Genomic DNA, 12,872 nt, shown 5'->3' on the forward strand with positions numbered 1-12,872 from the left:
GCGATGGAATCCCGTGCGAACTATGCCCTGGTCGGCCTCTTCACCCTCGCGGTGATCGCGGCAATGTTCGGCTTCGTCTACTGGTTCGGCAGCGGTGGTGGCGGCCGCAAGCAGGACGTTCGCGTGATCTTCACGGGGACCGTCACCGGGCTTGGACGTGGATCGAGCGTGCTCTTCAATGGTCTGCGCGTCGGCGAGGTCAAGCAGATCGGCCTGCAGCCTGACGATCCGCGCCGCATCTTCGGTGTGATCGAGGTTGAGAACACGACGCCGCTGCGCGTCGACACGCGTGCGCGCATCGAGGCGCAGGGGCTCGCCGGCGTCGTTGCATTGCAGCTGATCGGCGGCGAGCCTGATGCCGCCCTGCTGCAGGCCAAGCCGGGCGAGCCGCTGCCAACCATCATCGCCGAGCGCTCCGAGCTGCAGGACATCATCGAGACGGTCCGCAATGTCGCCAAGAAGGCGGATGAGGTGCTGGGCAATCTCGACGGGCTGATCAAGACCAACTCCGGTTCGATCACCAATACCGTGCGCAATGTCGAGAAGTTCTCCAAGGCTCTGGGCGATAATTCCGACAGCATCGACAAGCTGATGGCCAGCTTCGGCCAGATCGCCGACACGATCGCGCCGCTGTCGCAGAAGCTCGGCACGCTGAGCGAGGAGCTGACCTCGGTGGTGCGCTCCATCGATCAGAAGAAGATCACCGGCATCGTCGAAAACATCGACAAATTCACTGCGGCATTGGGCGGCTCGAGCAGTGACGTGGCGAAGGCGGTCAGCGACGTCGCCTCGATCACCAACAAGCTCAACCGCGCCGCCGATCAGGTCGAGGGCGTGCTCAAGGCGGCGCAGTCCTTCCTGAACACGCAGGACGGGCAGGGCGCTTTCGCCGAGGTCGCCAGTGCGGCGAAGTCGATCCGGGCGCTGGCCGACAATCTCGACAAGCGCACCGCCGAGATCACCGCCGGCATCAATCGCTTCACCGGTCCTGGATTGCGCGATATCGAATCGCTCGCCTCCGACGGCAAGCGCACTTTGACCGACCTCAACCGAACCTTACGCAATCTCGAGCGTAATCCCCAGCAGTTCATCTTCGGCGGGCGCCCGCCGCTTCCCCAATACGGCGGATCGCGCTAGCTCGATATGACCATGCTGACCTCACCTTTCCTGCTTCGTGGTCGTCTGCGCGCCCTGTCCCTGACGGTCGCAGGCGTATTGCTGCTGGCTGGTTGTGGCGGCGGCGCGGCGCCAACCACATACGATCTTTCGGCGCCGCGCGACTTCGGCCGCATCGGCGGATCAGGTGGCGTGCTGATCGTCGCCGAGCCTTCGACCGTTCAGGCGCTGGATTCCGACCGCCTGATCGTCAAGGACTCGGCCGGCTCGCTCTCGTTCCTCGGCGGCGCGCAATGGGCCGACCGGGTGCCGAAACTGGTGCAGACGCGCCTGATCCAGACGTTTGAGAACGGCAGCCGCCTCGCCGCCGTCGGCCGGCCTGGCGAACGCATCGTTCCCGACCTCCAGCTCAACACCGATATCCGCAGCTTCAACATCGACGCTGCGAGCGGTGCCGCCGTGGTCGAGATCACAGCAAAGCTGGTCGGCGATCGCAGCGGCAAGGTCCAGCGCGCCAAGCTGTTCTCGGCGCGCGTGCCCGCAGGCGCTGACGGGGCAGGCGCGGCGCAAGCGCTCGACCAGGCACTGTCGCAGGTGCTGATCCAGATCGCCCGCTGGGCGCGCTGACGGGTCTAGCCTCGATTAGCTGTCCCGGTCGATGATGTTGCTCAGTTCGGCGGGGTAGCACGATGGATGCGGCGCCGCAGCCACCAGCCCCATACGAAGAGGGCGCCTAGAACGGCCAGAAGCGCATAGAGCCAGTGCGTGCCGAATCCGTATTTCAATAACGGAACGACGGCTGTCGCAAAAACGCCGGTGGATATTCAGGACCAGCAGCCAAGGCGGCATCCTCGCCAGAGCTGATCATTGGCATCGTTGCGCTCCACGGCTTCCCCTATAAGAAAGGCCGCCAATCGGCGGCCTTTCTGTTCATCGTTCCTGAACTGGCTCTTACTCGAACCGCCCGCTGGCATGGGCCAGCATGGTGTAGACCTTGCCGGTTTCCGAGGTCAGGTAGGTCTTCGCCACCATCGAGTCGCGGTCGTCCTTGGCCGCCTCGCCGAGCAGGCGCTCGAACTCCTCGATATAGCGGTCGACCGTCTCCTTGAACTCGGCGTCCCGGCGGTATTTGCGCCGGATCTCGTCGAAGGTCTGCTGGCCCTGCAGCGTGTAGAGCCGGCGGGTGAAGACGTTGCGCTCGCCGCGCTTGTAGCGCTCCCAGAGCTCGACCGCAGCGTCATGGTCGATCATCCGGGCGATGTCGACCGAGAGCGAATCGAGCTTCTCGATGCTGTGCGCCGTCGGCTTGGAGGCTTCGGGCGCCTTGTCGTCGCGCGAGGCGCGGCTCAAGAGGTCCGAGAGCCAGCCAGCCTTTGCCGGAGCAGGCTCGGCCGCGGGCCGGCGAGCCGGCTCGGCGCGCTGAGCCTCGGGTCGCGCGGGCTCGGGGGCAGGGCGCGCCTGGACCTGCGCCTGCGGCTGGGCACGGGCCGGTTCCGGTGTCGGATCGATCGAGGCGCGCAGCGGCTCCATCAGCACCGGGGCACTCTGCACGGCGACCGACGCACTGGCTGCGGGCATGGGCTGCTGATAGGCGACCGCGCGCCGCTCGCCCTGCGGGCGCGCCACGTCAGTACTGCGGCCCGAGCGCGAAACGATCTCGGTCAGCTCGTTGAGCGCCTTGATCTGGTCGGCGACGACGCGGCGCATGGCGGCGGTCGACTCCTGCGTCTCGCGCGGCAGCTCGAGCACGCCGCGCTTCAGCTCGGTACGGGTGTTCTCGAGCTCGCGATGGATCTCCGCCGACATCGACCGCATGTCCTCGGCAGCGCTCTGGAAGCGCTCCGTGACCTTGGCGAACTCGCCGGAGACCTCGTTCACCACCTCTTCATAGGCCGCCCGCAGCGCCAGTGCCGTCGCCTCGCGCTCGCGGCCGCTGGCGGCACGGATCGAGTCGAATTGCTGGGCGATGGCGTTGTTGGTCGACTCGGCGGCGTCGCCGAGCACGGTGCTGAGCTGGCGGGTGCGCGTCTCGGCGTTGCTGAGCGAGTCATCAAGCGCCGACGAGAAGGAGCGGGTGATCTGCTCGATGTCGTCGGTGCGCGTCGAGATCAGCCCGTGCAGGTGCTCCAGTGCCTCCTTGCGGTCGGCCAGGACATTGCCGACGCGGGCCTCGACCTGCTCCAGCCGCTGCGCGACGGCGTTGAGCGCCGCGGCATTGGCCTGCGAGGTCTCGGTCATCGCCGAGCCCTGCTCGTCGATCCGGGAGATCAGCGCTACGGTGTCGCGCAGCGTGCCTTCCGAGTAGCCCTTCAGCGTCGCGATTTGGCTCGCGACCTGCTCCGAGGTGCGGTTGGTCTCCTGCACCACCGTCGAGAGCACGTTCTGCAGCTCCTCGACGCGGCCCGACAGGCTGCCTTCGACCGCCGCGAGGTTCTTGTTCGCGCCGGTGACGATTTGCTGCATCAGCTTGTTGGCCTCGCCGAGGCGGCCCAGCATGCTGCCGAGCTCGCTGCGCAGCTGCTCGTTGGTCTTGAGCAGCGCCTCGACCGACTGGTTGGTCCCGGTCTCGATCGTCTCGCGCAGCGCGCCCGAGGCGAGGTCGAGCGCCTGGCTCATCTCGGTGCCGCGCTCGCGCAGGCTGGCGACCACGGAGCCGCCACGGTTTTCGATGTTCTTGACCAGGGCCTCGCCGATGCTGGCGAACTGGCCAGCGAGGGCGGCGCCCTTCTGGCCGAGTGCGTCGATCACGCCGTTACCGCGTTCGTCGAACAGCGCACGGATTTCCTCGGTGCGTGCGGTCAGCGAGGAGTTCATCCCTTCCGACTGTTCCGCCAGCGTCCGGGTCAGGTTCCGGCTCTGCTGGTCCAGCACATTCAGGATATCGCCGCCACGCTCATCGAACAGGGCACGCAACTCCTCCGTCCGCCCTGAGAGCGCCGTGGCGATGCCGTCCGACCGCTCCTGCAGGATCTGGGCGATCTGGCTGCCACGATGGCCGAGCGCGTTGAGGATGCCGCCGCCGCGCTCGTCGAAGACTGCACGCAGCTCATCGGACCGCTCGGAAAGCGCGGCCGCGATGCCGTCCGACTTCTCCTGCAGCGTCCGCACGATCTGGTTGCCTTGCTGGTCGAGCAAGGTGACGAGGCCGGAACCCTTGTCCTCGAACAAAGCGCGCAGCTCTTCGGTCCGGGCACTGAGCGAGCCGGCGATCGACTCCGAGGTGCCTTGCAGCGTCTGAACGATCTGGTTGCCACGCTCGTCGAGCAGGGTGATCAGGCTGGTGCCCTTGCCGTCGAACAGGGCTCGCAGTTCCTCGGTACGCTCGCCGAGCGAGCCGGCGATCGAATCTGCGGTGCCCTGCAGGGTCTGCGCGATCTGGGTGCCGCGCGCGTCGAGCGTGCCGGAGACTGTGTCGAGCCGGTTGACGACGCGTTCCTCGAACCGCGCCACGCTTTGATCGAGCGTGTCGGCGATCTGCAGGGCGCGCCCGCCGAGCGTCGCATTGATGCTGTCGGCCTTGTCGGCGAGCGTGCGCGTCAACGCCTCGCTCTTCGTGGTGACGATCTCGCCGATCTCGTCGGCCTTGGCGGTGAGCGCGCGGGTGACTTCGCGCCCGCCCTCGGCCATGACCCGGGCGATATCGACCGTGCGCTCGACCAGCGCCTCGTTGAGCGCGTTGGCGCGTGCTCCGAGATTGTCGTCGATGCGGATGATGAGCCCGTCGAGCGAGGTCGCGATCTCGGAGCTCTTGGCGCTGGAGCGCTCCTCGAAGATCTTGATCTGGGTCTCCATGGCAGCGGCCGCTTCCTGCGTGCGCGCCATCATGGTCTCGGCGGCGTGCTGCGAGCGCTCGCCGATCCGCTCGGCCAGCGCCTGGCCTTCCTCGCCGAGCAGCTTCTCGACCTGGCCGAGGCGCAGCGTCACCGAATCGGTGAAGGAGCGCGCATCGTTGCCGAGCTTGGCGGCCAGCGTGCCGCCGCGGGTGACGATGATCTCCTCGAAGGCGCCGAGACGGGCGCCGATCGTGGCTTCGATCTCGCGGCCCTGGACGTCGAACAGGCGGTTCAGCGAGTCATGCTTGCTTGCGAGCGACTCGTTGAGCGCCTGCGAGCGCGCATCGACCGAGCGCAGCAGCGACTCGGCGTTGGCGGCGAGCGCCTGGTTGACGCGGCCGCCCTGCTGGGTCAGCGCGATCACCACGTCCTTGCCGGTGGCGGCGAGCAGGCTGCTGGCGCGCTCCGCCTCGGTCGTGAAGGTGCCGCGCAGTGCGGTCGCCGCTTCGGTGACGCGGTCGGCGATCTCGCGACCGTCGACATTGATCGCGTCGGACAGGGCCTTGGTCGCATCGCCGAGGCGGGCGGCCAGCGCCTCATTCTGTTCGCCGATGAGCCCGTGGACTTCCCGGCCGGTCGCGGTGAGACCGGCAACGATCGCATCGCGCTGGGTGCCGAGCAGAGCGCCGACCTCGTCTCCCGCCTGCCCGAGGCGGGCGATGAAGCCGGTGTGCTGGTTGTCGATGACGGATTTCGCCGTCTCGCTCGCGGCCAGGATCTTGGCGGCGAGCGCCTCGCCGGTTTCGTCGAGCCGCTGATGCGCGGTCCCGCTTGCCTCAGCCAGCCGGTCGATCAGCGCATTGCCGCGCTCTGCCAGCAGGCCATGGACCGAACGGCCGACATCGGCGACGCGGGTGACCAGCGCCTGGCTCTGGCCGGAGAGCAACTCCTGCATGTCCTGGCCAGTCGCGATGACGCGGCCGCTGAGCGCTTCGCCCTCGGTGATGAGCAGGTTGCGCACGCTGGCGCCGGCGTCGGTGAGCTGCGTCACCAGCGTCTCGCGCTGGCTGCCGATCGCAGTGTGGACCTCGGTGCCGACGTCGGACAGGCGCGCCACGAGGCTGTCGCCACGCTCGCCGATCGTGGCGTGGACCTCGCGTGCGACTTCCGAAAGGCGGGCGATGAGGCCGTCGCCACGCTCGCCGATCGCGGCCTCGACGTCGCGGCCGGCATGGGCCACGCGGGTGACGATGCCCTCGGCACGGTCGCCGAGCGTCCGGTGAATCTCATCGGTGCTGTCGGACAATCTGGCGACAAGGCTGTCGCCACGCTCGCCGATCACGGTCTCGACGTTGCGGCCCGCATCGGACACACGCGCAACGATGCTGTCGGCGCGTTCGCCGATTGCGTGCTCGACACTCTGGCCGATCTCGGCCATGCGCAGCACCAGCCCGTCGCCACGCTCGCTGATCGCCTCCTGGAGGCGCTGCCCGGTCTCGGAGAGTCGGCCGACCAGGTGGTCGCCCTGCTCGCCGATCGTGCTGCGTACCTCGTGGCCGACGTCGGAGAGGCGGGTGACGAGGCTGCTCGCCTCCTCGGAGAACAGGCTGTGCACGGTCGCGCCGACGGCGGAAATCCGCGCGGTCAGCTCCTCGCCGCGCTCGCCGATCAGGCTGTGCAGGCCCTTGCTGGCCTCGTCGAAGCGCAGGACGATCGAATCGGTCTTTTCGCTCAGCAAGGCGTCGACGGTCTGGACCGTGCCGGAGAGCTTCTCGACCAGCGTCTCGCCCTGGCTGGCGATGAGGCTGTGAACGGTATCGCCGGCTTCCTGGATGCGGCTGACGACAAGCTCGTTCTGCTTGCCGAGCAGCATGTGCACGCCGCGGCCGACTTCGGCCAGGCGGGTGGTCACGCTCTCGCCCTCGCTGCTGATCGTGTTGCGCAGCGTCTCGCCGGTCTCGGTGAGGCGGCGGCTCAGGCTGCCACTCTGCTCGTCGAACAGCTCGACGAGGGTGCGTCCGCTCTGCTCGAAGCGCTCGGCGACGGTGGCGCCGCGCTGCGAAATCTCCTGGGCGAGCGTATCGCCGGTGTTGCGCAGCGTGTCGTTGACCGTCTCGGCGCGGCTCGCCAGCGACTCGACGACCTGGGCGCCGGTCTCGCTGATGGCGCGGGTGACGTCGCGGGCGCCGGCGGTCAGGCCCTCGGTGAGCACGGCACCGGTGCGCTCCAGCGAACCCGCGATCTCCTGGGCGCGGTTGTCGAGCAAGGCGGTCACCGACTGGCTCGCATTCGTCATGCGCTCGCTGACATCGTGCGAGGTCGATTGCAGACGCTCGACCAGATCGCTGCCGCGGCCGCTGATTTCGTCGACCATGCGCTCGCCCGCATGACCGAGCGCCAGCGTGATCTGGTCGCCCTTGTCGGTCAGGCGCGAGGTGACGCGCTCGCCGGCCTCGGCGACGGCGTCGGCGATCGAGCGGCTGGCGGTTTCGAGATCCTTGGTGATGCTCTCATGCGCGCCGCTGATCGCGAATTTCACGCGCTCGGCATTGCCAACGACGGATTCGCGCTGGTTCACCAGCTCGTCGATCAGCGAGCGCAGCCGGATTTCGTTGTCGGCATAGGCGCGCTCGAGCGTCGCGATCTCGCCGCGCACGATGGTTTCAAGTTCGCCGGCCCGCGCGACCGCGCGTTCGATGCCGTCGCCCATGGCGGCAACTTCGCGGCGGATGGTCTGGCTGAGCGACAGGACGGAATCCGTGGCGACGACCTCCGGCTCGGCCAGGCGCAGTGCGACTTCTGTCATCGCGCGCGAGACCAGCCGCATCTCCTGGGTCCGGCGATAGAGCGCCGCCAGCACGAAGAAGAAGACGACGGGCGTGCCGGCGCCGAAGGCGAGCAGGGCCCATTGCCCGGGCCCCCAGGCGGCCATGCCGGCCGGTAGGCCCTCGGTGAACGAGCCATAGCGGCTGACGAGCGTGAAACCGACGCCGCCGAGCCAGACGAAAGCGGCCAGGACAGCGAGCCAATAGGGCCTGCCGGAGGGGCGGACGGCGAAGGCCTGGACGAGCGAAGAGGAATCCCGGCGGTCGTCATTGGCGACGCGGCTGGTGTCCGGCGCAATGGCGGGGCGGGGCGGGGCGGGCGGGGCTTCTGGTGCGGCTTCGGCAGCCGCGGGCGTGACAGGAGCGCTTTCGACGCGCGGCAGATCGATCTTGAGCTCGTTCTCGCCCGTCGATGGCAGCCTCGGCTCGGTAGAAGCCGGCCCGTCGGTCTTCGACGGGTCGAGCCTCAGCGCCTCCTCGATCGCCGACATCGCTGCTTCGGTCGGATCCTGGAGCTTGTTCTGCCGGGTCATGAATACCGCCTCGCTACGCTACTTGCGACGGGCGGTGATGTCCGCCGCAGATCAGGAACCGGCAGCCTCCAGCCGGATCCGTCAAGCGACACGACGCCCATCGTTTACTGTATCGAAGGGTAGTTGAGGCAAGCAGGGATTGAAACCCGTTTGACCGTCTGATTCACAAACGTCGTTAACGCCTCATTCACCATAACGGCGTTTCATCAGAGGTCAGAAGGCTGCATGAGTTCTGCAGCTTAGAGCCAAAAACCGAGTTCCCCATGCCCCAGACTGCCATCGACCTCGTGCATCTCGCCCGCCAGACCGGCGGCGATGCCGAGCTGGAGCGCGAGCTGCTGATGCTGTTCGCGCAGCAATGCGCCCGTCATTTGCGCGCCATCCATGGCGGCGACGCCAATGTCCGTCGCGATGCCGCCCACACCCTGAAGGGGGCCGCCCGTGCGATCGGGGCCTGGCAGGTGGCGGAAGCCGCCGACCGGATCGAGCAGCAGCTCGGGCAGGCCGGCACTACGCCGCGCGAGGATGCGCTGGATGCCCTGACGCTCGCGGCGGCCGAGGCGCGCGCGGTGATCTCCCGGCTCGACTGCGCGGCCTGACGTCGCAGCACTACAGGTCGGCTGTGGCGGTGATCGCCGTTTCGTCCGCCTTCGAAATCCTCTAGAGACAAGTGTCTGCAGGCCCGTGCTTGCGGATGACATTCCCTCGCGAACCTGCCAGTGCGCCATCAGGAGGCCCGGCCGGTTCCTCCCGACCGCGCCAGCCGCGCAGCCGCCGCAAGGCGCGCCGGAGTTCACGATGCCGAAGATCACTTACATCGACGCCCAGGGCACCAGCCGCACGGTCGAGGGCGAGGCGGGTTCGACCGTGATGGAGGTCGCGGTGCGCAACGGCGTGCCGGGCATCGAGGCGGAATGCGGCGGTGCCTGCGCCTGCGCCACCTGCCATGTCTATGTCGACGAGGCCTGGGCCGAGAAGGCTGGCCATGCCGAGCCGATGGAAGAGGACATGCTGGATTTCGCCTTCGACGTCCGCCCGAACTCGCGGCTGTCCTGCCAGATCCGAGTGCGCGACGAACTCGACGGCCTCGTCGTGCGCACACCGGCCCGCCAGGGCTGAGTCCCCAATAGCTTGGTCTTCTATTCCGCCGGCGCCGCAGCCCGGGCGACGAGCGTCGTCTCATGGCCGGCGGCCGGATGGCGCGGCACCAGCAGCGACAGGCTGAGCGAGACCGTCGCCACCGCTGCCCCGATATAGAAGACGATCGCCGGGTCGCGCAGCCAGATCAGGCCGAAGGTGATCGGCAGGAACACCGCGGCGATGTGGTTGATGGTGAAGGCGACCGCCGAGGTCGGCGCGATGTCGGCGGGGTCGGCGATCTTCTGGAAATAGGTGCGCTGCGCCAGGACGAGCGTAAAGAAAACGCCGTCGATGACGAAGAGCCCGCCGGCGACGAGCGCACCCGCCGCGCCGAACTGGCCGTGGCTCGCCAGCGCATAGCCGATGAAGACGGCGATCAGCGAGATGTTCTCGAGCTGGATCGTGGCGCGCTCGCCGACCTTGCCGACGAGGTTGCCGAGCAGCGGGCCGGCGAACATGTTGATGCCATAGGTCACCAGCAGCAGCGTCGCAGTCGCGGCGACGTCGTAGCCGAAGCGCTCAACCAGCAGGAAGCCGCCGAAGGCCATGAAGATCTGCCGGCGCGCGCCCGACATGAAGGTCAGCGCGTAATAGAGCCAGTAGCGCTTGCGCAGCACGAAGCCCTTGTTCTGCGGAACCACCCCCTGAAAGCGCGGGAAGAGCAGCATGGCGGCGGCCGTCAGCGCCATGGTGACGAGGCCGGCGCCGAGGAAGACATGGACGTAGCTCGGCTGCCACAGGCGCCAGATCAACGCGATCGAACCGAAGGCGATGAGCTGTGCCACCGCCGAGGCGCCGGCAATCTTGCCGAGCAGCCGCGGTGCCTCCGACTTCGGCAGCAGCTGCAATTGCAGCGATTGCTGCGCCGTCTCGTAATAATGGAAGCCGAGCGACATGATCATCGTCGTCAGCAGGAGGCCGCGGAGGCTGGGGAAATAGCCGGTCAGCGCCACGCCGAGGCCAAGCGTCAGCAGGCTGAGATAGGCCAGCACCTGCTCGCGCATGATCCAGAACAGGATGATGGCGGTGAAGGCCAGGAAGCCTGGAATCTCGCGGACCGATTGCAGGATGCCGATATCCTGCCCGGTGAAGCCGGCCGCTTCCTTGGCAAAATTGTTGAGCAGCGCGCTCCAGCTGGCGTAGCCAAGCCAGTTGAGGAAGGCGAGCACCATCAGGAAGGCGGCAGGAGAGGCGAGCAGGCCCGTGCGTGGCGGCGGAGAGGCGGCTTCGGTCATCGGTCCACCAAAAAGAGCGCACGGCGCTAAGCGCAGCGGCGGACTGTCGGGTTCGCAAGGGTCGCCGTCAAATTCCGCCGGCTTCTGGCGGGCATGCGCCAGCCTGATTGATCGATCGCAAGGACGGCCGTCCCTCATCGCGCGATGATCGCGTCGTCGGAATCAGCTCGCGACGACGCGACGCTCTTCCCTTCGGGCAATGTGCTCCGACATAGTAGGAAGGCGTCGGTTCCGATCGTTCGTCCATGTCCGGCCGGGCGGGCCACGCCGGAGGAGGGTACGATGTACAAATCGATTCTGGTTCCGGTCGATCTCGCTGAGGCTGAGTTGGCAGGTCCTGCCATCACGGCAGCTGAGTCGTTCGCCGCTCAATCGGACGGCACCATCAGGCTGGTCTTCGTGCGTTCGCTGGTGCCGATCACCTACATGGAGTTCGTGCCGGCTGACTTCGATGCGGGTCAACAGTCTGAATCCGAGGCGAAGCTCGCCGAAATCGCCGCCAAGGTGAACCTCCCGGCCGAGCGCGTCTCGGCCAAGGTCCTGGTCGGCTCTGTCCATGGCGAGGTGCTGGCCGAGGCTGATGCCAGTGGCGCCGACCTGATCGTCATCGGCTCGCACGAGCCCGGCATACTGGCCTATGTGATCGGCTCGAACGCCTCGACCATCGTCAGGCGGGCGAAATGCTCGGTGCTGGTGGTCCGGTAGCCCTGGGCGGCATAGCTCGCCAAATCAGCCGCTTCCGAAAATCGGGAACCTCCCGGCGTCGCGGCAGTTGAAGCTCTGCGCCGCAACTCGGGAGGACGTCGTGAGCATCCTTTGGACGATCATTATCGGATTCTTGGCAGGAGTCGTCGCCAAGTTCCTGATTCCTGGGCCAAATGAGCCCTCGGGATTTGTGCTGACGACGATCCTTGGAATCGTCGGAGCGTTCGTGGCGTCATATCTCGGGCAGGCGCTCGGCTGGTACGCGCCCGGCGAAGGGGCGGGGATCATCGGGGCCATCGTCGGTGCGATCATCGTCCTGATGGTGTGGGCGTTTCTTTCAAAGCGCGGAAACGCCGCCTAGGCACGCTCGATCAGGTTAGCTTCCAACCCGCCAGGAGACATTTCATGAGTGAGAACCGCCTGCCGTCTATGACGGCCCTCCTCGGGCTGCTGGCCATCGCCGGCTATCAGAACCGGGACAAGATCGCAGAGTGGCTCGGGCGCGCCAAGGAGCCAGGAACTGCGGCCTCACCGTCACCCGACATGCCTCCCGAGGCGGGCGGTATCCTGGGTGGCGCGCTTGGAGCCGGCGGAATCGGCGGCCTGCTGAATGGCGGGCTGGGCGAGCTTCTCGACCGGTTCAAACAGGCCGGCCAGGCGGAGAAGGCGGATTCCTGGGTTCGGCAGGGACCAAACCAGGAAGTCGCGCCGCAGGAGCTCGAAGGCGCCATCGGTCCCGATGTCATCGAAGCTCTGGTGCGCCAGACGGGGCTTTCGAGAGAGGAGTTGCTCTCCCGCTTGTCGCGGCGGCTCCCCGAAGCGGTCGACCGCTATACGCCCGATGGCAGGCTTGGCACCGCCGGCGCCTGAACCAGCATCCTGGCCGTCGGCGCGATCAACTCTGCGGGCGGCCCGGGACGAGGTCATCAGGCACCTCGCCGGTCGCAAGGTCCCGCGGCCGGTTGAGTTTGACCATTGGCCAGACCTGCCAGAAGGACGCGGCTGCGAGCAAGATTCCCAGGCCCGCAGCAGCGGTGGCGCCCTGCTGGAAGGCGCGCAGGCTGAAAAAGGTCAGCATGAGCATCGCGCCGCCGCCGGCGAGCGCCAGGGCCAGCCAGAGCAAATAGGGCTTGCCGGCAAGGAAGCGCGCCTTCGGATTGGCGCGTGTGATCGCAGCGGACAGGGCCGTGACGAAAGCGTGGTAACGCGCATCGTCGCGGTCGATGTCGGTGAGCGAGCGCCAGGACAGGTTTCCGAAGGTGATCGTCTTGCCATCGCTCAGCCGCAGCCGGGTCCGAAACCCTTTCGACGAGACGTTGCTGGGCGCATAGATGAAGCGCACCTGCTCGACCGCGGAAAGCCTGACCTGATCGACCTTGCGGGTCGAATCGATCTCCAGCACGTCGCCTTTCAGCCGATAGGCGATCTCGAAGCCGATCGGTTTCGGGCGCTGGCGCCAGGAAGGCAGGGGAGCGTCGTCGTCGGTTTGCATGGCGCGAAGCTCTAGCCGTCATTCTCGGGCGGAGCAAAGCGCAGACCCGAAAA

The 12,872-nt window shown here is 67.3% G+C and carries 10 protein-coding genes; 7 read left to right on the forward strand and 3 right to left on the reverse strand.

The window, feature by feature from the left end; translation table 11 throughout:
* Nucleotides 1-3 precede the first annotated feature (3 nt).
* Nucleotides 4-1,137, forward strand: coding sequence for an MlaD family protein (locus tag ACSQ3M_RS22395; RefSeq protein ID WP_436152287.1), 1,134 nt, complete (start codon nucleotides 4-6; stop codon nucleotides 1,135-1,137).
* A 12-nt stretch (nucleotides 1,138-1,149) separates the two neighbouring features.
* On the forward strand, nucleotides 1,150-1,743 hold the full coding sequence (locus tag ACSQ3M_RS22400; protein ID WP_436152288.1) for an ABC-type transport auxiliary lipoprotein family protein: 594 nt from the start codon (nucleotides 1,150-1,152) through the stop codon (nucleotides 1,741-1,743).
* Nucleotides 1,744-2,067: 324 nt separating this feature from the next.
* Here the strand turns inward: ACSQ3M_RS22400 and ACSQ3M_RS22405 are convergent, their stop codons facing one another.
* Nucleotides 2,068-8,247, reverse strand: coding sequence for a hypothetical protein (locus ACSQ3M_RS22405; RefSeq protein WP_436152289.1), 6,180 nt, complete (start codon nucleotides 8,245-8,247; stop codon nucleotides 2,068-2,070).
* Between the two features lie 263 nt (nucleotides 8,248-8,510).
* On the opposite strand from ACSQ3M_RS22405, the gene ACSQ3M_RS22410 reads away from it, so the two are divergent.
* A complete protein-coding gene (locus ACSQ3M_RS22410; protein ID WP_436152290.1) occupies nucleotides 8,511-8,846 on the forward strand; it encodes an Hpt domain-containing protein in 336 nt (111 codons plus the stop codon).
* A gap of 199 nt (nucleotides 8,847-9,045) precedes the next feature.
* Complete coding sequence (locus ACSQ3M_RS22415) at nucleotides 9,046-9,366, forward strand: 2Fe-2S iron-sulfur cluster-binding protein (protein ID WP_436152291.1); 321 nt, start codon at nucleotides 9,046-9,048, stop codon at nucleotides 9,364-9,366.
* 20 nt (nucleotides 9,367-9,386) lie between these two features.
* On the opposite strand, the gene ACSQ3M_RS22420 is transcribed toward ACSQ3M_RS22415, so the two are convergent.
* The gene (locus tag ACSQ3M_RS22420) at nucleotides 9,387-10,622 is read right to left on the reverse strand and encodes an MFS transporter (protein WP_436152292.1); all 1,236 of its coding nucleotides are present in this window, start codon (nucleotides 10,620-10,622) and stop codon (nucleotides 9,387-9,389) included.
* Nucleotides 10,623-10,904: 282 nt separating this feature from the next.
* On the opposite strand from ACSQ3M_RS22420, the gene ACSQ3M_RS22425 reads away from it, so the two are divergent.
* The 3 genes from ACSQ3M_RS22425 (at nucleotide 10,905) to ACSQ3M_RS22435 (ending at nucleotide 12,197) form a co-directional block, all read left to right on the forward strand.
* Nucleotides 10,905-11,327, forward strand: coding sequence for a universal stress protein (locus ACSQ3M_RS22425; protein ID WP_436152293.1), 423 nt, complete (start codon nucleotides 10,905-10,907; stop codon nucleotides 11,325-11,327).
* Between the two features lie 100 nt (nucleotides 11,328-11,427).
* Complete coding sequence (locus ACSQ3M_RS22430) at nucleotides 11,428-11,688, forward strand: GlsB/YeaQ/YmgE family stress response membrane protein (protein ID WP_436152294.1); 261 nt, start codon at nucleotides 11,428-11,430, stop codon at nucleotides 11,686-11,688.
* Nucleotides 11,689-11,732: 44 nt separating this feature from the next.
* On the forward strand, nucleotides 11,733-12,197 hold the full coding sequence (locus ACSQ3M_RS22435; RefSeq protein ID WP_436152295.1) for a YidB family protein: 465 nt from the start codon (nucleotides 11,733-11,735) through the stop codon (nucleotides 12,195-12,197).
* 25 nt (nucleotides 12,198-12,222) lie between these two features.
* Here ACSQ3M_RS22435 and ACSQ3M_RS22440 read toward each other — a convergent pair whose 3' ends face one another.
* Nucleotides 12,223-12,819 (reverse strand): hypothetical protein, encoded by a 597-nt coding sequence (locus ACSQ3M_RS22440; RefSeq protein ID WP_436152296.1) that lies wholly within the window; start codon nucleotides 12,817-12,819, stop codon nucleotides 12,223-12,225.
* Nucleotides 12,820-12,872: the final 53 nt, after the last annotated feature.

It is taken from the genome of Allobosea sp. LjRoot90 (assembly GCF_964254315.1).
Taxonomy (GTDB): domain Bacteria; phylum Pseudomonadota; class Alphaproteobacteria; order Rhizobiales; family Beijerinckiaceae; genus Allobosea.